This window comes from Nocardia mikamii NBRC 108933 (assembly GCF_001613505.1).
Lineage (GTDB): Bacteria > Actinomycetota > Actinomycetes > Mycobacteriales > Mycobacteriaceae > Nocardia > Nocardia mikamii.
In genome coordinates this window covers 35,949-56,206 of sequence record NZ_BDCM01000022.1, presented here as the reverse complement: position 1 = coordinate 56,206, position 20,258 = coordinate 35,949, and the positions used below count along the sequence as shown (strand labels likewise).

Here is a 20,258-nt window from a genome sequence, read left to right as displayed (position 1 = left end):
TGTGATCTGGAGCAGAAGTCGGCACAAATGAGATCCTTGTCACATGGAGCAAACCGACCTACTGTGTGTTCAGTAGGTTGCTTCGACCAAAGGAGTTCGGTGTCCGGTCAGCGACGGCCAGCCAACGTCCGGGCCTACGACACGCTGCTCGCCAAGGGGGAGGAGCGCAAACTGCGCATCCTCGCCGTGGCACAGCGGATGCTCGCCCGCAACGGGTGGCGGTCGACCACACTCGCGCAGATCGCCCGGGAAGCCGGAGTCACCCCGGCCGGGCTGCTGCACCACTTCGAATCGAAGGATCAACTGCTGCACGCGGTCCTGGAAGCCCGCGACACCGACGACGAAATGCACGCGGATCTGGAAGGTGAACTGCCCGAACAGATTTCCGGAGTCGCTGATCGTTTTCACCGCGCACCCGATCTGATCGGCATGTACGCGGTGCTGCTGATCGAGAATCTGGAACCCGATGCGCCGCTGCACGATCGCCTGCTCGATCGCTATCGCGCGGCGAAAGATCAGGTCGCCGACAGTATCCGGCGCGGACAGCGCTGCGGGCGCTACAGCGCCGATGTGGACCCTGCCGTCAAGGCTGTGGAGATAGTCGCTTTTCTCAATGGAATGGAAACGTCATGGCTGCTCGATCCCTCGATTCCACTGACCAAGGTGTTCCAGGAGTACGCTCGGTCGCTCGAACGCGAGCTGACGCGCAGCGACGTCCATTGAGGTACCGGTTGGGTGTGGTGTCGCCGACGGTGACCGAAGTGGTGCGCTGTGCCGGCGGCTGGCTGTTCGATCGCGGGATGGCGGGCTGGGAGGTCACCGTCATCGTCGGCGATCCCACCCACGCCCGCGCGCTCGAGATTCTCGGTGCTGTCGTACTCGACATGGAGGATTCGCTGTCCTCGCCCGTCCACGGCCCGCATCCGCATGCGGTGGCGCTGGCAGGTGAGTTGTTCGAAACCGATCACCGCATCCGCTGCGGCGTCCTCGACACACTCGACCGCGGACTGTCCGAGGTCACGCTGCTCGGCGAGTTCTGTCCCAGCGAACTCGACTGCCGGGTGGATACGGTGCAGCACCGATTGAGTGTCGCCGCACGGGCTTTCAAGCGTCAGGCCCTCGCCGCCGCGGGGATACCGGCCACCGCGGTGGCTCCGCTGGAGACGTTCCGCAGCGGAGCACCGGTGTGGGCGCCGCCGGTGGATCTGGTGCCGGTGGCCGGTTAACCGCCCGCCCTGTCTTCGTCCATATCGATGACGACTTTTCCGACCGCGCGCCCGTCGGCGACCAGCCGGAGGGCCGCGGCGGAGTCGGACAGCGGGAAGCGGGCGCCGATATGCGGGCGCAGGCCGTCGGTCAGCAGCCGCCCGAGTTCGCGCTCGTTGCGGTCGAATTGGGCCCGGTCGATATCCTGGAACTGGAAGCCCAGTATGTGAATTCCCTTGACCAGCACCAGATTCAGCGGGATGCGGGCGACCGTGCCCGAGGCGAAGCCGACCGTGACGAAACGCCCGCCGCGGCGCAACGACCGCAGCGCCGGTTCGCTGAGCGCCCCGCCGACCGGGTCGACGACCGCATCGGCGCCCTCGGGCAGCGCGGCACGGAGGGCGTCACGCAGATCGCTGTCGCGGTGGTCGATCAGACGCGTGGCCCCCAGGGATGCCGCGACCTCGAGTTTGGCGGGGGAGGAGGCCACCGCGGTCACCGACAGCCCGAGCCGCGCACCGAGTGCCACCGCCGCCGACCCGACGCCGCCCCCGGCGCCGAGCACGATCAGCTCCCCGCCGGCCGGTACCTGCGCCACCGACCGAATGCAGTGGTAGGCAGTGCGATACGTGACACCGATGGCCGCCGCGGCGGCCGCATCGACATCGTCCGGAATGGGCGCGAGCGTGGTGGCCGGGACCACGACCTGTTCGGCGAAAGCGCCGTACAGCCCGGTACCGCGGACCCGGTCGCCGATCGCGACCTCCCCGCATCCGGGCCCGAGGGCGACGATCTCGCCGGCGAATTCGCTCCCGGGCACGAACGGTGGGGGCACGCTGATCTGATACTCGTTCGCGACGAGCAGCACATCGGGATAGTTGACCGCCGCGGCCCGCACCCGCACCCGGACCTGGCCCGCCCTCGGTTCCGGGACGGGGCGGTCGGCGACGCGCACCACCTCCGGCGGGCCGTAGCGCGGGCACACCGCGACCCGCATCGCGGTCACCTGCCCTGCCATCGGGGGGTGCGCCGTTCCAGGAATGCCCGCGCCCCCTCGGCGGCATCCGCGCTGCGGAAAACCTCACGCTGCCACTGCTTCAGCCGGCGCGTGGCCTCGGCGTCGTCGGTGACGGCGAGGCGTGCCAATTGCTTCGAGGCGGCCAGGGCCAGGGGAGCGTTCGCGGCGACGGTGGTGGCGAGGGCGACGGCGGTGTCGAGTACCCGATCCGGTTCGGCCACCATATTGACCAGCCCGATGCGGTGGGCGCGGCCGGCGTCGACCAGGTCGCCGGTGAGCAGCATCTCCAGGGCGATGCCGAGCGGGATCCGGGTGCCGACCGCGGTGCCGCCGCCCGCGGCGAACAGGCCGCGCTTGACCTCCGGGAACCCGAACGAGGCCGCGGCCGAGGCCACGATGATGTCGCAGGCGAGCAGGAGTTCCAGTCCGCCGCCGACGGCGGTGGCATTGGCCGCGCCGATGATCGGAATCGCGGTCCGCCCGGCGGACAGTCGCGCGTAGGCGTCCAGGGCCGCGCGCTGTTCGGGTGAATCCGGTTGCGCGCCCGCGCCGTCGGCGAACTCGCGCAGATCCATCCCGGCGCAGAAGGCGCGCTCGCCGGTCCCGGTGAGCACCAGGGCGCGGATGTCCGGATCGGCCTCCGCCGCCAGCAGCGCCTCGCCGATACCGCGAAGTACGTTGCCGTTGAGCGCGTTTCGCGCTTCCGGGCGATTGATCCGCACGACCAGGACCGCGTCGCGGCGCTCGACGACCACCTGGCCGGTCTCGGGTGTGGTGTTCATCGGTACTCCGTGCTCTCGGCGAGGTCGGCCGCCTCGCGCATCAACTTCGGCACGATCGGGCCGAAGGACTGCAATTTGACATCGTCTCCGGCGCGCTGGAATCCGCGTTCCAGCACGATGGCCAGCTTCCATTTCGCCAGGATCAGGTAGTAGTCCACATCGTCGACCTGCCGGCCGGACACGTCCGCGTAATGGGCGACCAGCCGGTCTCGCGGCGGCATGCCGCGCAGATCCACATAGCTCACCCCGGCGGCCTCCGGGGCGGAGGTGTCGTCCGGCCAGCTCTGCACCATCCAGGCGAGATCGAGTTTCGGGTCGCCGACCGTTCCCATCTCCCAGTCGACCAGCGCCGCCAGCCGGGCGGGCGCGCCGTGTTCGAACATGACGTTGGCGAACTGATAGTCACCGTGCATGAGGCCCGGGATGTAGTCGAGGGGCCGGTGCGCGCGCAGCCATGCGGTGGCCTCGGCCATCCCGTCGAGGTCGCGGCCGCGGTGACGGGCGAAGAAGTCGGTCCAGCGCTGGACCTGCCGTTCGTGGAATCCGTCGGGCCGGCCCAGATCCTGTAATCCCTTGGCGCGCCAGTCGACTCGCGACAGCAGCGCGATACCTTCGGCGAGCTGGTAGGCCAGACCGGCGCGGGCGTCGAGATCGGTGTCGAACGGCGCGGGCCAGCGTTTGCTGTCCATCGGCGACCAGCCGTCCACATAGCCCATCAGATAGAAGGTGCGGCCCAGGACGGAATGGTCGGTGCAGACCGCGACGGCGGGCGTATGCGGTACGTCGGTGCCCTCGAGAGCCGCGGTGAGCCGCCATTCCCGTGCGATCCCGGCGTCGCGTTCGGGAGGTGCGCCGGCGGGCGGGATACGCAGGACGCAGCGGTATTCGCCGCGGCTGATCAGGTAGATCTCGTTCTGGGTGCCGCCGGAGAGGAGCCGGGCCTGCGCCGGTTCGCCGCGGCCGGGCAGGTCGCGGGCGTCCATCCACTCCGCGAGGCGGGCGGTGTCGATCACTGGTTACCTACCTCGTGTTCGAGATGGTCGGCGAATTTCGCCCGGGCGGCGTCGAGCTTCTTCGGAATCCACTGGCTGGGCCACAGATCCTCGCTCGGGCGGTAGTCGCGCAGAACCTGTTTGGCGACGGTGCCCTTGTGCACCTCGGTCGGCCCGTCGGCCAAGCCGAGCACGCCGGCGCCGTGGATCATCGTGAAGAAGGGCATCTCGTTGGTGACCCCGAGCGCACCGTGCACCTGCATCGCGCGCCAGGCGATGTCGTGCAGCACGGTCGGCATCACGACCTTCACCGCGGCGATGTCCTTGCGCACCTTGCGGTAGTCGTTGTATTTGTCGATCTCCCAGGCGGTGTAGAGCACGAACAGCCGGAATTGCTGCAACTGGGCGTAGGAATCGGCGATATAGCCCTGCACGAACTGCTTGTCCGACAACCGGCTGCCCGCGGTTTCGCGGCTCAGCGCCCGCTCGCACATCATGTCCAGGGCGCTGCGGGCGAGTCCGATGGTGCGCATGGCGTGATGGATGCGGCCACCGCCGAGCCGGGTCTGCGCGATGGCGAACGCCTGTCCGGCTCCGCCGAGCAGTGCCGAATCCGGAACGCGCACATTGTCGTAGTGGATCAGCGCGTGCGCGCCGCCGTCGAGCGGTTCCCCGTAGAGTCCGACATTGCGTTCGATGCGCACGCCGGGGGTGTCGGTCGGTACCAGGAACATCGACATGCCTTGATGGGCACTGACATTCGGATCGGTCACCACCATGACGATGAGGAAGGCCGCGGTGGCCGCGTTGGAAGAGAAGAACTTCCAGCCGTTGATGATCCAGTCGTCACCGTCGCGCACCGCGGCGGTGGTGAACCGGGCCGGGTCGGCACCGGCCTGCGGTTCGGTCATCGAATAGCTGGAGAACAGCTCACCCTCGAGCAGCGGCCGCAGATAGCGCCGTTTCTGCTCCTCGGTACCGAAATGCGCGATGATCTCGGCGTTGCCGGTATCGGGGGCCTGGCATCCGAAGATCACCGGCGCCCACGACGATCGCCCCAGGATCTCGTTCAGCAGCGCCAGTTTCAGCTGTCCGTAGCCCTGTCCGCCGAGCTCCGGGCCCAGATGCGTGGCCCACAACCCTTGCTCGCGCACCTGCTGTTTGAGCGGATCGAGCACGGCGCGGCGAGTCGGGTCCGGTGGCACGAACTGCTCGTGCGGCCAGATCAGGTCGAGCGGTTCGACCTCCTCGCGGACGAACGCGTCGGCCCAGTCCAGCTTCTGCTGAAACTGCGGATCGGTCTCGAACTCCCACGCCATTGCGCCTCCTCCCATTCGATGGAAATATGATTCTCGTGACGAAGAATAACATTCTTGACGGAGCTGATGGGATTCCGGCCGAGGGGATTCCGCGGAGGCGCGGCGCATGAGGGCCGGCGACCAGTTCCACATCGGTATCGTCGCCGCGGATATGGCGGCGACGACCGCCACGCTGTCGCGGATACTGGGCTACGAGTGGGGACTCGAGACGGGTGGGCCGCTCACGGTGGTGTCGCCGTCCGGCGAGCAGGCCGTCGACATCCGCTGCGTCTACTCCACGACCGTCCCGCGAGTGGAGGTGATCCGGGCGGTGGCGGGCACAGTGTGGGAACCGGTGTCCGGCAGTGGCATTCACCACCTCGGCTACTGGTCCGACGACGTGCCCGCCGATATCGCGGAACTCGAGGACGCCGGGTACACGGTGGAGGCGGTGCGGCCGGGCCCCGGCGGTGTCCCGCTGTTCGCCTTCTTGAACGGACCGACGGGATTTCGCATCGAATTGCTGAGTCGCGCAGCCGAATCCGCCCTCGCCCGTTGCTGGGCGCCGGGTAACGAACGACGGAACGACGGTGATCGCGGATGACCGAACGCACGCCGCTGCGCCGCGAAGGGCGTGCGGAAGAGGTCGCGGCCGTGGTGGCGTTCGCGCTCTCCGATGTGGCGAGTTTCCTCAACGGCACCGATCTGGTCGTCGACGGCGGCGTGACGGCGGCGCTGCGGGCCGGGCCGGACGGCCGACGATGAACGACGACGTCGCGGCCCGGATCGCGCAGCGGGCCCTGGCCGAACGCGGCGCCGCCTACACCGCGGAGGTCCGGCGGCTGCTGGACGCCGGGCTGGCGGTGATGCGGCGCTGCGGAACCGAGTCGCGCCCGCGCGTCGCCGATATCGTCGCCGTCGCCGGGCTGTCCAACGATGCCTTCTACCGGCATTTCGCCTCCAAGGACGCGCTCGTCGCCGCCCTCCTCGAAGACGGAACCGCCCGGCTACTGGATTATCTGGAGCATCGGATGGGCACGCGGTCCGCACCCGGGGACGCGGTGCGCGAATGGGTGGACGGCGTGCTGTCCCAGGGGGTCGGTGAGGTCGCCGCGACCACCCGGGCGGTGATGTGGAATGCCGGCGGTCTGGCACAGGGTTTGGTGACCGGACCGCCGGAGGCCAGTACCCGGCTCGCCGAACTGCTGCGCGCGCCGTTCGCCGAATTGGGCTGCGAGCAACCGGATGTCGACGCGGCGCTGGCCGCGCACGCGGTGGTCGGCCGGCTCGCCGAACTGCTTTGGCGGCGAGCCGAACCGACCGCCGCGGACGTGCGGTGCGTCACCGAGTTCTGTCTTCGCGCGGCGCGGGCAGGCCGCCGAGATGCGCCGGCATGATCGTCGGCGCCTCCTCGCGCGACCGGGCGCGGGTGCCCGGCGCTCAGACCCTCGTCTCGGCCATATCCACCTGGCGGGCGGCGTTGGCCAGTGCGGTGACGACGCAGGTGCCGATCCGGCCGCCCCGGTCGTAGAGGGTGGCGGTGCCGACCGCGATGCCGTCGGCCGACATATGGTCCTGTGCATGCAATCCCAGCTCCCGTCCCTGGGGGAGCCTGGTCAGGGTGAGGGTCACGTCGCTGTTGATGTAGCCGACGCCCTCGGTGCCCCAGTTGCAGACCAGATTGGTGGTGTCGGCCAGGAACGCCGCGCGCTGGAACGGCGTGATCGGCTCGCCCTCGACCAGTGGCGGCAGATTCTGCCAGACCGATTTGCGTTCCTCGTTCTGCGCGGCGGCGAAGTCACCGGACCAGTCACCGTCACCGCATTTGAACAACGGTGGTTGACCGGTGGGCGCGTCCAGCCGCCGTTCGGGCACCGGCAGGTCCTGTTCGGCCTGCCAGATCCGGCCCGGAGGTTGCTGCGTGGCGGCCAGATACATCACCGACGCCCGCACCCGCACCTCGTCCTGCTGGGTGATCCACGCATCGGCGGCGCGCACCCGGGCACCGGAGCGCACCACCGCGCTGTGCACCGTGATCGGTTCGTTCCGCACCGGGCGGAACAGGTCGGCGGTGAGGCGTGCGGGAACGAAACCGGCTCCCGGGCAATGGGTTTCCAATTCTCGCGCCAGCAGCCCGCAGATGGCGGGTCCGGCCACGTGATCGGGCGACCATTTGCTCACCGCGAAGTCGCCCGCGACGAACCCCCGTTCGTCACGGCTGAAGAATGCCATCATCGCCTCGGCCCTTCCGTTCCCGGCCCCCTCGAATTAGAACACGTTATCGGACGGCATCCGGAGGGTGGCCACCGGTTCGCCCAGTGGCGCGATAGCTGAATGTCAGCAACTGTCGTCACCTAGGATCGGATCATGAGTCGATGGGAACCCAATGCGCGCGGCCGGCTGTCCGAAGCGGCCCTCGAGCTGTACTCCGAGCGCGGGTTCGACGAGACCACGGTGGCCGAGATCGCGGAGCGGGCGGGCCTCACCGAACGCACCTTCTTCCGCCATTTCGCCGATAAGCGGGAGGTGCTCTTCGGCGGCCAGGACCTGCTGAGCAGCGCGATCGCGGAAGCGGTGGCCGCAGCTCCCGCCGATGCGGACCCGATGGCGACGGCGATCGCCGCGATCCAGGCGGCCGGTGCGCGGATTCCCGCTCTGCCGCAGTGGCAGCGGCGGCGGCGGGCGGTGATCGCGGCCAACCCCGGACTCCAGGAGCGTGAGCTGCGGAAAATGGCCGTTCTGGGTGGCGAACTCGCGGACGCGCTGCGGAGCGCGGGCGCTTCGGAGGCCGTCGCGACCGTCTGCGCCCGGGTCGCGGTGACCGTCTTCGGCATCGCCTTCGATCGGTGGCTCGACGGTTCCTCCACGCGCGAATTGTCACACGTTACAGCCGAGGTATACGCCGAGCTCAGGGCCGCCGTCGGCGCCGGACGAGCGGTCTCGGACGAGGTACGGGCGGGTGACCCGGGGTGACGGGCGGCACAGAATGTGCTTAAGGTGACGGGGAACGACACGTCCAGCCCGACCGATGGAGAACAACGTTGAAGACCAGACTGGGCTGCCCCTGCGGTGAACAGATCGTCGGCACCGACGAAGACGACCTCGTCGAGAAGACGCAGAAGCATCTGGCCGAGAATCACCCCGGCCACGACTACTCGCGCGACGAAATCCTCTTCCTCGCCTACTGATCCTCCGTATCGGCGGCCAGATAGCTCGCCGCGTGCAAATGCCCGCGAAGCGTGGACTTCACCACCGAGTTGCCCCGGGATCCGAACGGCGAACTGTGCAAACGACTACTGCGGCAACGCTATTGGCCCGGCCACGAGAGCCGGGTCATCTGGGTTGCCCGCGCATCTGCTCGCGGCCTCGTTCGATCACCCGGGCCCCGTACTCGGCCATGCGGGCGGTGCCGGGCGACCAGGTTTCGGCCATGACACCTTCGAGCAGCTGTGCGCCGCGCCCGTCCTCCTCGGCCAGGGCGCGGTAGTGCCGCAACAGCCGCGTGCGGGCCTCGCTGTCGCCGGTCAGCAGGTCGGCGGCGAGGGAACGCGTGAACGGCAGCAAGTGGGCATGGGGCACAACATGATTGACCAACCCGTAGGCGAGTGCGTCGTCGGCGGTGAGGAAATTGCCGGTGAGCGACAGTTCGACCGCCCGGCGCCGGCCCACCGTCCGGGTGAGTCCGACCGTGACCCCGCCACCGGGCATCATGCCCATCCGGGCGTGGGTGTCGGCGAACCGGGCTCGTTCGGAGGCGACGAGGAAGGTGCACTGCAGCGCCAGTTCCAGCCCGCCCGCGACACATGCGCCGTTGATCGCGCCGATGACCGGAATGTCGACCACCGGCAAGAATCGGAACAGGCCGTCGGGTCCGCGCCCGGGCCCCGATCCGGGGGTGCGGACCGACGCCGGCCCGGACGCGGCGGCGCCGATATCGATCCCCGCGCAGAAGGCCGGATCGGCTCCGGTGAGAACGACCGCGCCGACATCGGGATTCGCGCCCGCTGCGGCGACCGCATCCCATACCGCATCCATCAGCGCGCGATTGAGCGCATTGCGGACCGCCGGACGGTGCAGTGTCACCGTCGCGACGCCGTCCGCGTGCTCCACCGTGACCACGGGTTCGGTCATCGCCCGCTCCGTTCGAATCGAAACAGCAGTATCAGTTTTGAAGAATAATATTCTCACCCCAAAAGGGGGTGATCTGTGCGAATCGACACCACGATCGGTGCGCTGGTGATCGCGGCCGGGTACGGCCGCACCACCGCACTGATGGGTTCGACCTGGAGCTAGCTGATGGCGATCTGCGTGATCAACGGCGGCGTCGGGCTGGCCTACGATGCGATGCCCGCGCTGCCGGCCGCGGCGCTGGCCTGAGACGCTGGTCGGCCGGGTCAACCGGCCGACCAGCCGCCGTCCACCGGGACCACCGCTCCGTTGATGAACGAGGCGGCGTCGGAGGCGAGGAAGACGGCGACCTCGGCCATCTGCTCGGGTTCGGCGACACCGCGCATCAGCGACATCACCGGCTGCAGCCGGGTCACCCCGTCGAGATCCCATTCCGGGGTGGGCTCGGCGATGCCGGTCATCGTCGGGCCCGGCAGGATCGCATTACATCGGATGCCGTCCCCGGCATGGATCCACGCCACATTGCGGGTCAGTCCCACCACTCCGTGTTTGGCGGCGGTGTAGGCGATTCCCGCTGCGCCGCCGCGGATTCCGGCCTCCGAGGCGGTGTTGACGATCGAACCGATGCCCTGGTCGAGCATATGAGGCAGCACCGCCCGGGTCATGAGGAAGGTGCCGGTGAGGTTGACCGCGACCGTGCGTTCCCAGGTGGTCACCGGGGTGTCGGCCGGCAATGCCATCTTGTCCATGATCCCGGCGTTGTTGCACAGCACGTCGATACGGCCGAAGGTGTCCATCGCGGTGCGGGTGGCGCGGGCGACGTCGATTTCGTCGGAGATGTCGACCACTACCGGAATCGCGGCCGCGCCGATCTCCGCGGCGGTACCCTGGGCGCCGTCGGAACTGATATCGGCCGCCACGACCATGGCGCCGCATTTGGCGAATGCGATGGCCATGGCCCGCCCGATTCCGGAGCCGGCGCCCGTGACGATGGCTACCCGGTTGTGAAAGTTACTGGTGCTCAACGGTGTTCCCTCCTCGGTGCGCTGCGGGCCCGCCGGCACGTGTCGACGTCGCCGTTCCAACCGGACATCACTGTCCGGTTGGTAGTGTAGGCCGGTGACCGAGCAGCGTCGAGGGAATCGTGGACCCGGTGCGGCCGCCGCCAATCGAGCGGCTCTGATCGCCGCCGCCCGCGAGGTGTTCGCCGAATCGGGTTTCGAGGCTCCGCTGAATCTGATCGCCCGGCGCGCGGGCGTCGGGCAGGGGAGTCTGTACCGGCACTTCGCCGACCGGGAATCGCTCGCGCTGGCGGTCTTCGAGGACAATGTGGTGGGGCTGGAAGCCTATGCGGCACAGTCGGATACCGGGCTGGACCAGCTCCTGGAACGCATCGTCGACCAGGTGGTGACCTCGATCGCGTTCGTCGAATTGATCGATCCGTCGCTGACCGACGGGCGGCTGGCGCGGATGAGCAGCAGGGTGGCGGCACTGCTGGGCGATCATCTCGACATCGCCCGGGCGTGCGGCCGGGTCCGCGCCGATCTGACGTGTCAAGACCTCATGCTCGCGCTGGCGATGCTGGCGGCGCTGCTGGCGCGGGCCGGGGCGCAGGATCGCCGGGTGCTGGCCGCCCGCGGGTGGTCGCTGATCGAGCAGGGATTGCGAGCATGATCGGCACCCGACGAGCCGGATCTCGGGCGCGGGCGGGCTGCGGGGAGGGTGCCGCGTCGTGGATACAGCGGCCCGGCGACGCGTGACAGGTGACGGCGCGGGGCGCAGCGCGGTCAATGGGCGGTGACGTGCGGGGCTGGCTTGTCGTCTCGACCGAAGGGGGCGGCGGAGATGGCGGCGTCGAGTACGCCGAGCGTGCCGCCGAGTTCGGTGGTGAGGGCGCGGACCACCGCGACGTCCTTGCGCAGGAATTCGCCGACCGCATCGCCGAATTCGGCCACCGATCTCTTCGCGGCCATGCTGGTGACGGCGCGTCCGGCGGAACTGGCGTGGGGGAGCGCCGACAGCAGTGCCGCTTCCGTGACTCCCAACTGGCCGGCCAGCCGCACCGCCGCGGCGACCAGTCCCGCCTGCGCCGCGAACAGGGCGTTGTTGACAAGCTTGACCCGCTGTCCCGCCCCGAGCGCGCCGACGTGCAGGATCGGATCGGCATAGCACGACAGCACCGGCCGCAGATCGGCGGCGGTGTCGTCGTCGGCGCCGACGAAGACGGTCAGCGCACCCGCGGCGATATCGTGCGGTCCGCCGCTGACAGGCGCGTCGGCCACTCGCACGGCATGCGGAACCGCCTGTGCGGCAACGGCTTGCGCGGTGCGCGGATCGCCGGTGGTGTGCAGGGCCAGGATCGATCCGGGTGCCATGGCCGCGGGCAGGTCACCGTCGAGACAGACCTCGCGCACCTGATCGTCGGAGAAAAGGCCCACCAGCACCGCGTAGGCACCTTCGGCGGCCTCAGCGGCGGTGTCCACCGCGCGAGCGCCCGCCTCGGTTACCGCGTCGCGAACGTCGTTGCGCCGCACCGCGACCCGGACGCCGTGCCCGGCCGCCGCGAGTCGGCGTACCATCGGCAGGCCCATCCGTCCGGCGCCGACGAATCCGATGCGCATCCCGGTCACCGCTGTCGATTCATCAGCGCCAGGGTGGCGTCCGCGGCGGTGAGGACGACGCCGGGGTCGGCCCCCGCCGCATCGGCCAGGCTCGCGACCAGGGAGACGTCCTTGCGCAGCAGCGCCCCTGCGTACTGGGCGAGCCGGTCGAGACTCACACCGGCGTCGACGATGCGCCCCAACGCGAAACTGTTCGCGGTGCCGTGCGCGATCACCTCGCCCAGCCGGGCCGGATCGACACCCAGTCCGGCGCCCAGGGTGAAGGTGCTCATCGCGGTCGCGATGTTGGCGGTGAACAGTAGATTGTTGAGCAGTTTGGTGACCTGACCGGAGCCGACGCCGCCCAGATGCACCACCGGGTCGGCGTAGCTGCCGAATACGGGGCGGCAGCGTTGTACCACCTCGGCGTCACCACCGGCCATCACCAGCAGCCGCCCGGCCTCCGCGGCGGGTCCGCCGCCACTGACCGGCGCGTCGACCAGGGAAATGCCCTGCACAGCAGCAGTTTTCGACAAGTCGCGGCAGGTGTCGGGGTGGACGGTGCTGTGGACGGCCACCACCCCGCCCGCGGACATGCCCGCCAGCACGCCGTGTTCGCCGGTGAGTACCTCGCGGACGTCGTCGTCGCCGACCACGCAGACACAGACCAGATCGCTGCAGGTGCCCAGTGCCGCCGGTGTGTCGGCGGTCGCCGCGCCGGTATCGGCGAACGCTTCCAGGGTGGCGGCCCGGCGCGCCCACAGCGTGGTCGGATATCCGGCCGCGATGATGCGCCGCGCCATGGGGCCGCCCTGGCTGCCCAATCCGATGAATCCGACTCGCATATCCGCACCTCTTCCGTCGAATGACCCTGTCATGCCGTGGGTTCCGGCTGCTGCGCGGGCGCCGGCGCGGGACGCCAGAAGGTCGCCAGCAGCCCGGCCGTCGCGACCACGGCCATCCCGGCCGCGATCACACCGCCGGCCCAGCCCACGACCTCGATATCGGTCGCGTGGTCGAGCGAGAGCCGTCCCGGGCCCAGCATGGCCGTGGCCAAGGCGGTGACCGCGAGCACCAGCACGTACTCGTAGCCTTCCTTGAAGACGAAGAATCCGTTCGAGCGATGGGCCAGCAGGCCCGCCACGAGCATCACCGAGATGATCGCCGCACACGCCAGCGGCGTGAACAGGCCCACGATCAACAATGCGCCCGCGCCGATTTCGGTGACCACGCTCAGCCAGGCCTGCAAAATTCCGTTGCGCAACCCGAGCCCGGCGAACCAGCGTGCGGTCCCGTCGATGCGGCCGCCGCCGCGCCAATGGTTGTAGCCGTGCGCGATCATGGTCGCGCCGACCACCAGGCGCAACAGCAGCAGCGCCACGTCGGCGACGTTCATCTTCGCCTCACCTTCCGGGCCGCATACCGTCGGCCCCGTCGAATTGGGTTGCGGAGCAGGGGAACCCGGCACCGGCGGCGAGCAGGCACTCCTCGGCGAAGGCCAGCACCCCCAGGTGGTAGGCGCGCGCGGAACGGCCCACGCTCAGGTTGTGGCCGCTGCCCGGCTGCCGGTTGAGTACCACTCGTGGCGCCACGGTGAACGCCGCGCCGGCATGCGCCATCCCGTCCGGGTCGTTGCGCCACACCCGTTCGTGATCACCGAGGGTGAAGCGCACCGGCACGCGGATCCGACCGGCCAGGGCCGGGAATTCGGTATCGGCCCAGTCGGCGACGGTCGCCGCTTCCAGGCGCGGCCCGTTCGCGGCGATCGGCGCGCCGCCGACCAGGTCGGGCGGATACAGCCGGGCCGGTTGCCAGAGCAGTTCGTCGAGTCCGCGTGGTCGCGCACCGGGTCCGCGCACCGCGGACAGCATCGTCGCGGCCGCGGTGCTGTATTCGCGTCCGGTACCGGCAACTTCGAGGCCCAGCAGGTCGCGGCCGCGATCGTCGGCGGCCATCCGCAGGGCCAGCTCGCACCCGGCCGAGTGGGCGATCAGCAGTGCGCCCGCGTCGCGGGCGTCGGGAAGCAGTTGTGCCACCGCCGAATACATCAGGTCGACGCGCCGCTGCGGATCCCACAGTCGATCGGCGTCCGGTGCCGACGCACCGTAACCCGGCCGGTCCAGTGCCAGCACGGTGAAGCCGAGGTCGCACGCGGTGCGCAGCAGCGACAACTCGGGGTGTCCCGGACAATCGAAGTAGACGGAGGTGGTAGCGCCGCCGTGCAGTGCGGCCAGTAGCGCACGCGGCTCTCGCGCCCGCATCAGGAGTCCCGACACCGCGATCCCGCCCACCTCGGTCACCACCGGCTCCGGTGGCGTGGACGAATGGTGTGCACTCGGTAGGTGCGGCGGTCCGTCGGACGCGGCAGCGATCGGTATGGTCTGCTTCGCTGCCGGCGTGAGGGGCTGGTCCGCTGCTGGGGCGGCGGGCCGCTCCGCTGCTGTGGTCATCGCTCGCTCCGCAGCAGCAGCACGCCGCTCGGAGTCAACCCACCACTGCTCGTGACCGCCACCCGCGCGCCGGGGACCTGCCGCGGCCCGCATTCACCGCGCAGCTGGGCGACCGCCTCGTGGATCAGGCCCATGCCGTGGGTGCGCCCGTGCGAGAGCTGCCCGCCGTGCGTGTTCAGCGGCAGAATGCCGTCTCGCGCAATGTTCTTCCCGCCGTCGAGGAAGTCCTTGGCCTCGCCGATCTTGCAGAATCCCAGCGCCTCGATCCAGGACAGGCAGTTGAAGCTGAAGCCGTCGTAGAGTTCGGCGACGTCGACGTTCTCGGGGCGGAAATCGGTGCGCGACCACAGATGTGCCGACTGACCGAGCACCTGCGGCTCGTGGGTGAGGGTGCTCTGATCCCATTCCACCCGCTCGAGGATCTGGGTGCCGATGGCTTCCACGTATACGGGTGGTTTGGCCAGGTCGGCGGCTGTCTCGACGGCCGAGACGAGCACCGCCACCGCGCCGTCACACGGTACGTCGCAGTCGTAGAGGCCGAACGGACTGGTCACCGGCCGCGCCGACAGATAATCCTCCATCGTGAGCGGATCCCGGTACACCGCGGTGGGATTCAGGGCGGCGTTGGCGCGCTGGTTCAGCGCGATCCAGCCCAGCGTCTCCTTGGTCGTGCCGTAGCGATGGAAGTGGCGTTGCGCGTTCTGGGCGAGGGTGTGCGCCGCCGAGGTCGCGCCGAACGGCAGTTGCCAGCTGGTGGTGCGACCACTGCCCAGCGGTGTCGCCGAGCCGGTCCGGATCAGCTCGTTGTAGGTGGCCTCCCATACCGTCCGGAAGCACAGTACGTGCCGTGCCAGCCCGCCCGCGACGGCCAGCATCGCCGCGATCACCGAGCCACCGGGACCGAAGGTTTCGATGCCGCCGTTGTACCAGGTCGGCCGCAATCCCAGCGCCGATTCGAGCGCGGTCACCCCGCCCTCACCGAATCCGCCCAGATTCCCCCCGCCCGGGTACGTGGAGAGCCCGTCGATATCGGCCATGGTGAGTCCGGCATCGGCGACGGCACGCTCGCATGCCTGCACGGTCAATGCCAGCGGTGGCGCCATCAGCCGCCGCCCGATATCGGAGATCCCGATGCCGGTCAGCGCCACCCGATCCTCGAATTTGGCCGTGCGGACGCGGGGCCGGACGTGCTCGGCGAAGCGGTCCGGGTCGATGTCGTCGGCGGGCAGCGGCGCCGGTTCCGGCTGCTCGGCCGTGGGCCGGAACAGGGGAAGCCACACGTCCTCGTGCGGTTCGAACACGACTTCCATCCGCATGCCCAGCACCAGATCGTCGGCGGCGCAGCCGATGACGGTGGTGGTCAGGCGAATTCGCGGATCCTCGACCAATGCGACCTGACCGACCACGTACGGCGGCGGCAACCCGGGCAATCCGAACCGCTGGTTGTGCGTGAATCCGATGAGCGTCGCCTCCCCGGAGACCTCACGCACACCCATATCGGTGCCGCGGCAATAGCGGCACACCGGCTGCGGCGGGTGGATCAGCTCGGCGCAGGTCCGGCACTGCTGGATGCGCAGCCGATCGTCGGCGCCGGCGGTCCAGAAGAATTCGTTCTGCGCGGTGAGCTGCGGTAGCGGCCGCCCGGACGCGGTGGTCACCTCACGCCTCCTGCTTGTCGGTGCGATCTGCGAATTCGGTTGTGCGCGCGGATCAGTGGATGTCGGCCTGTTCCTTGCGGGCGGTCACCGGCGCCGCGAGCTGCTGCTCGTCGCAGATCGCCTGCAACTTCTCCAGCGTCGCGTGAAGTCCCTCGCCCAGGCGCGGGCCGGGAGTGAAGGTCGCCGGCAGATGCCGCATGCCCTGGATGACCGCGATGGTGTCGTAGTGCACCGCGGTTTCGGGGTCGCAGCGGTAGTCCGGCATCCGGTCCAGCACCGCCAGCAGCATCCGCTTGAACACCGTGCGGGCCAGATTCGAGCCGATGCAGCGATGGATGCCGAGCCCGAAACTGTAGTGCCGGTTGCGGTGCCGATCGAGAATGATCTCGTTGGGATCTTCGAAGATCGACGGATCCCGGTTGGCCATCGCCCACGACAGCCAGAGCCGATCGCCCTCGGCGAACCGCGTGCCGACCACCTCGCAGTCCTCGGCGATGGTGCGGCCGTCACCGGGGGCCGGCGTGTAGTACCGCAGGAATTCCTCGGTGGCCGAATCGAGCAGGGTCTCGCGTTCGGTGCTGAGAATTGCGCGCTGATCCGGATGCTCCGACAACCATTCCAGTGAATGCGCGGTGAGCGCGGTGGTGGTGTCGAAACCGCCGCCGATGATCAGCGCCAGCATGCCGAGCATCTCGAGATCGGGCAGCTGGGTGCCGTTGACCTTCGCCCGCACCACCGCGTCGATCATGCCCGGCCGCGGATTCTCCTTGACCTCGATCAGGTTGTTGAGCAGATCCAGGCCCATTTCCCGGTGCATCGCGGTGATCCGCTCGATATCCGGGGAATCGGGCGGGGTGTAGACCGCGGCATGAACCGGTTCGTTGTAGACCGTCCATTTCTTCAGCGGGATGCCGAGCATCGCCAACGTGAGAACGGCGGGAACGATATTGGCCAGATCGTCGACGAAATCGATATGGCCCGATTCGATCTTCTCGTCGATCGCCGCCCGCACGACCTCGTCGATGAACGGAATCCAGCGGTTGACCGCCGCCGGGGACAGATACGGATTGAGCGCCGATCGCAGTTCGCGATGCTCGGGCTCGTCCATCTCCAGGATTCCGCCCCGGATGGCGGCGGCGCGTGGCGGTTTCGGGATCGAAATCCCTTGGTAGCCACGGCGTTCCCCGGCGGGGTCGTGATCGTTGGACACATGAGGGCAGCGGGCGAGCTCGAAGACCTCGCGATTGCCGGCGGCGACCCAGTGGCCGCCGTGGGTATCCGACCAGGCGATCGGGCAGTGCTGCTGCATGTCCTGGGTGATGGACAGGAAATTGTCGCGATATTCCGGGGCGTACCGGTCGAACGAGTATCGCGGTTGTTTCCGCTCGTCGTCCGCCGGTCCGGCCGCGGTGATGTTCTCGGCGGTCACGGCCGTTCCTCTCAGGTGATGGTGATCGCTCGTTCCGGGCACGACTGGGCGGCCTCGCGGACCTGTTCCTCCTGGTCGGGGGGTACGTCCTCGCTGACCGCCGAGGAGTGGCCGTCGATTTCACTGAGTACGAACGATTTCGGAGCGACCATGGCGCACAGGGTGTGTCCCTGGCAGCGTTCCGGATCTACGCGCACCTTCACGGTTTCTCCCCTTAGATGTGATAGTCGTACCACTTGAGATAGCCGCCGGCGTCCACCCGCATCTGCATGCCGGTGACGTAGCGGGATTCGTCGGAGGCCAGGAACAGCACCATGTTGCTGGTGTCCTCCGGTTCGATCCACGGCACCGGCATGGCCTGCTGCACATGGAAGGCGGGCTGCGCGTCCTGCAGGGTCGGCTTCTCGAGGTCGGGCCGGAAGGAGCGGTACATCGGCTCGCTCCGCAACATGTCCGTATTGCAGTTGGTCGGGTGGATGACATTGGCGCGGATATTGCGCGCGGCGATATGAGTCGCCAACTCGTGCATGTACATCGACAGTCCGCGCTTGGCGACCATATAGGCGATGCCGCCGGGATCCTTACCTGGCTGATCGACCTTGGCCACATCCATCAGCGCCGCGGTCGAGCCGGTGGCGATGATCGAGGCGCCGGTGTCCAGATACGGCAGTGCGGCGTGCACGGTGTTGATCACGCCGATCAGGTTGGTGTCGATGACGTCGGTCCAGGCCTGCCACTGCGGTTCGCCCTTCATTCCGGCGATACCGGCCTGGGCCACCACGACATCCAGATGCCCCAGTTCGCCGACACCGCGTTTCACCGCGTCGCGCAGTGCGGCGATATTGCGGACGTCGGCCTGGACGGCGACGATCCGGCGGCCGGTCTTCTCCACCAGTCGTTCGGTTTCCTCGAGGTCTTCCGGCCGTGCCATCGCATAGCCGATGGTCTCGATGTCCCGGCAGATGTCGACGGCGATGATGTCGGCGCCCTCGGACGCCAGTTTCACCGCATGACTGCGGCCCTGTCCTCGTGCGGCACCGGTGACGAGGGCGACTTTGCCTTCCACGCGTCCCACTGGTGGTCCTTTCGGTTGTGTTGTGCCACGGCGCGTTTCACGCCGGTTACGTGTTGCGGCCGCCGTTGACACCGAGGATCTGGCCGGTGATGTAGCCGGCCTCTTCGGAGACCAGGAACGCGCAGGCGGCGGCGATGTCCTCGGGCCGGCCGACCCGGCGGACCGGGGTGCGGGCGATGTGGTCGTCGATCGTTCCGCCGAGCAGTTGCGCCTGTTCGGTCTTGCGCAGCATCGGGGTATCGATGAACCCGGGTGGGACCGCGTTCACGGTGATGCCTTCGGGGCCGAGTTCCAGTGCCAGCGATTTCGTGAGCCCGTTGACCGCCGATTTCGCCGAGACGTAATGCGACATGAACGGTTGTCCGGAATGGGTGCTGGAGGAGGAGATGTTGACGATCCGGCCCCACTGCGTGGCGCGCATATCGGGCAGGACGGCCTGGATACTGTGGAAGACGCCGTGCAGGTTCACCGCGATGGTGCGCTCCCACTGTTCGAAGCTCAGATTCGCGAACCGGCGATAGCCCTCCGCACCGGCGGAGTTCACCAGCACCGTCACCGGGCCCAGCTGCTCGCGGATCGCGGTGAGCGCGGCGTCGATCTGGGCGCGGTCGGTGACGTCGGCGGCGTGGTCGAATTCGGAGTCGCCGGGTTCGATGTCGAGGGTGGCGACCTGAAAACCGTCGGCGCGCAACCGATTCGCCACCGCCAGGCCGATTCCGGATCCTCCGCCGGTGACCACCGCTGTTCTCACGCCCACGGTTCGGCTCCGGCGATCGTGGTGCGGTGCAGTTCGCGTTCGGAGGTCGCGTCGTAGGGCAGGGCGCGGTGCAGGATGCCGGTGTTGTCCCACACCACCAGATCGCCCACCGACCAGTCGTGGGTGTAGGAGAACCGCGGCTGGGTCGACCATTCCAGCAGTTCGTCGAGGAGTTTGCGGCTCTCGACCGGATCCATGCCCACGATGTGGTCGGCGGTGGCGCCGATGACCAGAGACCGGCGCCCGTCGCGGCGCTGCCACACCAATGATGTTTCGTGCGTGGGCAATTGACGCCAGTCGGCGACCTGCTCGGCGGTCGGGTCGGGGTGCACGAGCCGCTGGGAGGCCTCGAAGCTGTGCACCACCCGCAGGGGGTCGTAGCGCTTGCGTTCGGCTTCCGGCAGTCCTTCGTAGGCGGCGTAGGTGCTGGCGAACTGGGTGCCACCGCCTTCCATCGCCACGTGCCGCGCGGTGAGCACGGTCGCCTTGGCCGGCACGTCGTTGGTGGTGTCGTCGATATGCCAGAAGAAGGTGCCCTCGAGATATTTCGCGGCGCGGTTCTTCTCGGGATTCAGTGTGATGGTGAAGATGTCGCGGCCGCCGGGGGCGAGGACGGTGCCGAGGCGCCGGCAGAACGCCAGCTGTGCCTCGTCGTCGAGATGCAGTCCGCGGACCACCAGGACGCCGCGCCACTTCAGGGCCTCGAGGCACCGGCTGATCACCGTGTCGTCGTGCAGATCCTCGACCCCGGTGACCTCCACTCCGATGGTGGGGCTCAGCGCTGTCGTCTCAACCACAAGAATCTCCCTTCCGATTACGAGAACCGTACTCTCGCGGGATGTTTCTCCGCAAGGTTTGCCTGGAT

Annotated in this window: 25 protein-coding genes; 8 read left to right on the top strand and 17 right to left on the bottom strand. The window is 68.7% G+C overall.

The window, feature by feature from the left end:
* Positions 1-99: 99 nt before the first annotated feature.
* Positions 100-723 carry a TetR/AcrR family transcriptional regulator gene (locus NMI01S_RS29400; RefSeq protein WP_063001965.1) on the top strand — a complete coding sequence of 208 codons (624 nt, stop codon included), beginning with the start codon at positions 100-102 and terminating at the stop codon, positions 721-723.
* Positions 724-737: 14 nt separating this feature from the next.
* A complete protein-coding gene (locus NMI01S_RS29395; protein WP_439956313.1) occupies positions 738-1,226 on the top strand; it encodes a hypothetical protein in 489 nt (162 codons plus the stop codon).
* Here NMI01S_RS29395 and NMI01S_RS29390 read toward each other — a convergent pair.
* Genes NMI01S_RS29390 through NMI01S_RS29375 form a run of 4 tightly spaced genes read right to left on the bottom strand, consistent with a single transcriptional unit; the run spans position 1,223 to position 5,317 of the window.
* On the bottom strand, positions 1,223-2,203 hold the full coding sequence (locus tag NMI01S_RS29390) for an NADPH:quinone oxidoreductase family protein (RefSeq protein WP_063002101.1): 981 nt from the start codon (positions 2,201-2,203) through the stop codon (positions 1,223-1,225). The genes NMI01S_RS29395 and NMI01S_RS29390 overlap by 4 nt on opposite strands.
* Positions 2,204-2,208: 5 nt before the next feature.
* Positions 2,209-3,006 (bottom strand): enoyl-CoA hydratase-related protein, encoded by a 798-nt coding sequence (locus tag NMI01S_RS29385; protein WP_063001963.1) that lies wholly within the window; start codon positions 3,004-3,006, stop codon positions 2,209-2,211.
* Positions 3,003-3,989 (bottom strand): phosphotransferase family protein, encoded by a 987-nt coding sequence (locus tag NMI01S_RS29380; RefSeq protein ID WP_063002099.1) that lies wholly within the window; start codon positions 3,987-3,989, stop codon positions 3,003-3,005. Before NMI01S_RS29380 ends, NMI01S_RS29385 begins: the two co-directional genes overlap by 4 nt.
* A gap of 26 nt (positions 3,990-4,015) precedes the next feature.
* The gene (locus NMI01S_RS29375; protein WP_063001962.1) at positions 4,016-5,317 is read right to left on the bottom strand and encodes an acyl-CoA dehydrogenase family protein; all 1,302 of its coding nucleotides are present in this window, start codon (positions 5,315-5,317) and stop codon (positions 4,016-4,018) included.
* Positions 5,318-5,423: 106 nt separating this feature from the next.
* Between NMI01S_RS29375 and NMI01S_RS29370 the strand changes: the two genes are divergently transcribed.
* Genes NMI01S_RS29370 through NMI01S_RS29365 form a run of 3 tightly spaced genes read left to right on the top strand, consistent with a single transcriptional unit; the run spans position 5,424 to position 6,693 of the window.
* Positions 5,424-5,900 carry a VOC family protein gene (locus tag NMI01S_RS29370; protein ID WP_063001961.1) on the top strand — a complete coding sequence of 159 codons (477 nt, stop codon included), beginning with the start codon at positions 5,424-5,426 and terminating at the stop codon, positions 5,898-5,900.
* Positions 5,897-6,061 (top strand): SDR family oxidoreductase, encoded by a 165-nt coding sequence (locus NMI01S_RS34495; RefSeq protein ID WP_084513375.1) that lies wholly within the window; start codon positions 5,897-5,899, stop codon positions 6,059-6,061. The genes NMI01S_RS29370 and NMI01S_RS34495 overlap by 4 nt, the downstream gene beginning before the upstream one ends.
* A complete protein-coding gene (locus tag NMI01S_RS29365; RefSeq protein ID WP_063001960.1) occupies positions 6,058-6,693 on the top strand; it encodes a TetR/AcrR family transcriptional regulator in 636 nt (211 codons plus the stop codon). The genes NMI01S_RS34495 and NMI01S_RS29365 overlap by 4 nt, the downstream gene beginning before the upstream one ends.
* Before the next feature lie 43 nt (positions 6,694-6,736).
* Here NMI01S_RS29365 and NMI01S_RS29360 read toward each other — a convergent pair whose 3' ends face one another.
* Entirely contained in the window at positions 6,737-7,531 is a 795-nt protein-coding gene (locus NMI01S_RS29360; protein WP_063001959.1) for an acyl-CoA thioesterase domain-containing protein, read from the bottom strand.
* A 132-nt stretch (positions 7,532-7,663) separates the two neighbouring features.
* Here NMI01S_RS29360 and NMI01S_RS29355 point away from each other — a divergent pair, with 132 nt between their 5' ends.
* Complete coding sequence (locus NMI01S_RS29355) at positions 7,664-8,269, top strand: TetR/AcrR family transcriptional regulator (RefSeq protein WP_063001958.1); 606 nt, start codon at positions 7,664-7,666, stop codon at positions 8,267-8,269.
* 68 nt (positions 8,270-8,337) lie between these two features.
* Positions 8,338-8,484 carry a DUF1059 domain-containing protein gene (locus tag NMI01S_RS33810; protein WP_063820473.1) on the top strand — a complete coding sequence of 49 codons (147 nt, stop codon included), beginning with the start codon at positions 8,338-8,340 and terminating at the stop codon, positions 8,482-8,484.
* Positions 8,485-8,629: 145 nt separating this feature from the next.
* On the opposite strand, the gene NMI01S_RS29350 is transcribed toward NMI01S_RS33810, so the two are convergent.
* Together NMI01S_RS29350 and NMI01S_RS29345 are read right to left on the bottom strand one after the other, a co-directional pair.
* Positions 8,630-9,427: an enoyl-CoA hydratase gene (locus NMI01S_RS29350; protein WP_063001957.1), complete on the bottom strand. Its 798-nt coding sequence runs from the start codon at positions 9,425-9,427 to the stop codon at positions 8,630-8,632.
* A 263-nt stretch (positions 9,428-9,690) separates the two neighbouring features.
* Positions 9,691-10,449, bottom strand: a complete 759-nt coding sequence (locus tag NMI01S_RS29345; protein WP_063002097.1) for an SDR family NAD(P)-dependent oxidoreductase — start codon at positions 10,447-10,449, stop codon at positions 9,691-9,693.
* A gap of 94 nt (positions 10,450-10,543) precedes the next feature.
* On the opposite strand from NMI01S_RS29345, the gene NMI01S_RS29340 reads away from it, so the two are divergent.
* Entirely contained in the window at positions 10,544-11,098 is a 555-nt protein-coding gene (locus NMI01S_RS29340; protein WP_063001956.1) for a TetR family transcriptional regulator, read from the top strand.
* Between the two features lie 113 nt (positions 11,099-11,211).
* Here the strand turns inward: NMI01S_RS29340 and NMI01S_RS29335 are convergent, their stop codons facing one another.
* Genes NMI01S_RS29335 through NMI01S_RS29290 form a run of 10 tightly spaced genes read right to left on the bottom strand, consistent with a single transcriptional unit; the run spans position 11,212 to position 20,190 of the window.
* Complete coding sequence (locus NMI01S_RS29335; protein ID WP_063002095.1) at positions 11,212-12,045, bottom strand: NAD(P)-dependent oxidoreductase; 834 nt, start codon at positions 12,043-12,045, stop codon at positions 11,212-11,214.
* Between the two features lie 5 nt (positions 12,046-12,050).
* Positions 12,051-12,869, bottom strand: coding sequence for an NAD(P)-dependent oxidoreductase (locus NMI01S_RS29330; RefSeq protein ID WP_063001955.1), 819 nt, complete (start codon positions 12,867-12,869; stop codon positions 12,051-12,053).
* A 29-nt stretch (positions 12,870-12,898) separates the two neighbouring features.
* Positions 12,899-13,420 (bottom strand): DoxX family protein, encoded by a 522-nt coding sequence (locus NMI01S_RS29325; RefSeq protein WP_063001954.1) that lies wholly within the window; start codon positions 13,418-13,420, stop codon positions 12,899-12,901.
* A 7-nt stretch (positions 13,421-13,427) separates the two neighbouring features.
* Positions 13,428-14,474, bottom strand: coding sequence for an alpha/beta fold hydrolase (locus tag NMI01S_RS29320; protein ID WP_084513374.1), 1,047 nt, complete (start codon positions 14,472-14,474; stop codon positions 13,428-13,430).
* Entirely contained in the window at positions 14,471-16,132 is a 1,662-nt protein-coding gene (locus tag NMI01S_RS29315) for a thiolase C-terminal domain-containing protein (protein WP_063001952.1), read from the bottom strand. Before NMI01S_RS29315 ends, NMI01S_RS29320 begins: the two co-directional genes overlap by 4 nt.
* Positions 16,133-16,184: 52 nt before the next feature.
* On the bottom strand, positions 16,185-17,561 hold the full coding sequence (locus tag NMI01S_RS29310; protein ID WP_063001951.1) for a cytochrome P450: 1,377 nt from the start codon (positions 17,559-17,561) through the stop codon (positions 16,185-16,187).
* An 11-nt stretch (positions 17,562-17,572) separates the two neighbouring features.
* Positions 17,573-17,764, bottom strand: a complete 192-nt coding sequence (locus NMI01S_RS29305) for a ferredoxin (RefSeq protein WP_030517538.1) — start codon at positions 17,762-17,764, stop codon at positions 17,573-17,575.
* An 11-nt stretch (positions 17,765-17,775) separates the two neighbouring features.
* Positions 17,776-18,636 carry a mycofactocin-coupled SDR family oxidoreductase gene (locus NMI01S_RS29300; RefSeq protein WP_063001950.1) on the bottom strand — a complete coding sequence of 287 codons (861 nt, stop codon included), beginning with the start codon at positions 18,634-18,636 and terminating at the stop codon, positions 17,776-17,778.
* Between the two features lie 46 nt (positions 18,637-18,682).
* Positions 18,683-19,387 (bottom strand): SDR family NAD(P)-dependent oxidoreductase, encoded by a 705-nt coding sequence (locus NMI01S_RS29295; protein ID WP_063002093.1) that lies wholly within the window; start codon positions 19,385-19,387, stop codon positions 18,683-18,685.
* A complete protein-coding gene (locus NMI01S_RS29290; RefSeq protein ID WP_063001949.1) occupies positions 19,384-20,190 on the bottom strand; it encodes a TauD/TfdA dioxygenase family protein in 807 nt (268 codons plus the stop codon). Before NMI01S_RS29290 ends, NMI01S_RS29295 begins: the two co-directional genes overlap by 4 nt.
* Positions 20,191-20,258 lie beyond the last annotated feature (68 nt).

Bases quoted from the DNA above. Each gene is read 5' to 3' on its own strand.
- NMI01S_RS29390 (WP_063002101.1), bottom strand. From the start codon at position 2,203: ATGCGGGTCGCGGTGTGCCCGCGCTACGGCCCGCCGGAGGTGGTGCGC.
- NMI01S_RS29385 (WP_063001963.1), bottom strand. From the start codon at position 3,006: ATGAACACCACACCCGAGACCGGCCAGGTGGTCGTCGAGCGCCGCGAC.
- NMI01S_RS29380 (WP_063002099.1), bottom strand. From the start codon at position 3,989: ATGGACGCCCGCGACCTGCCCGGCCGCGGCGAACCGGCGCAGGCCCGG.
- NMI01S_RS29375 (WP_063001962.1), bottom strand. From the start codon at position 5,317: ATGGCGTGGGAGTTCGAGACCGATCCGCAGTTTCAGCAGAAGCTGGAC.
- NMI01S_RS29370 (WP_063001961.1), top strand. From the start codon at position 5,424: ATGAGGGCCGGCGACCAGTTCCACATCGGTATCGTCGCCGCGGATATG.
- NMI01S_RS34495 (WP_084513375.1), top strand. From the start codon at position 5,897: ATGACCGAACGCACGCCGCTGCGCCGCGAAGGGCGTGCGGAAGAGGTC.
- NMI01S_RS29365 (WP_063001960.1), top strand. From the start codon at position 6,058: ATGAACGACGACGTCGCGGCCCGGATCGCGCAGCGGGCCCTGGCCGAA.
- NMI01S_RS29360 (WP_063001959.1), bottom strand. From the start codon at position 7,531: ATGATGGCATTCTTCAGCCGTGACGAACGGGGGTTCGTCGCGGGCGAC.
- NMI01S_RS29355 (WP_063001958.1), top strand. From the start codon at position 7,664: ATGAGTCGATGGGAACCCAATGCGCGCGGCCGGCTGTCCGAAGCGGCC.
- NMI01S_RS29350 (WP_063001957.1), bottom strand. From the start codon at position 9,427: ATGACCGAACCCGTGGTCACGGTGGAGCACGCGGACGGCGTCGCGACG.
- NMI01S_RS29335 (WP_063002095.1), bottom strand. From the start codon at position 12,045: ATGCGCATCGGATTCGTCGGCGCCGGACGGATGGGCCTGCCGATGGTA.
- NMI01S_RS29330 (WP_063001955.1), bottom strand. From the start codon at position 12,869: ATGCGAGTCGGATTCATCGGATTGGGCAGCCAGGGCGGCCCCATGGCG.
- NMI01S_RS29325 (WP_063001954.1), bottom strand. From the start codon at position 13,420: ATGAACGTCGCCGACGTGGCGCTGCTGCTGTTGCGCCTGGTGGTCGGC.
- NMI01S_RS29320 (WP_084513374.1), bottom strand. From the start codon at position 14,474: ATGACCACAGCAGCGGAGCGGCCCGCCGCCCCAGCAGCGGACCAGCCC.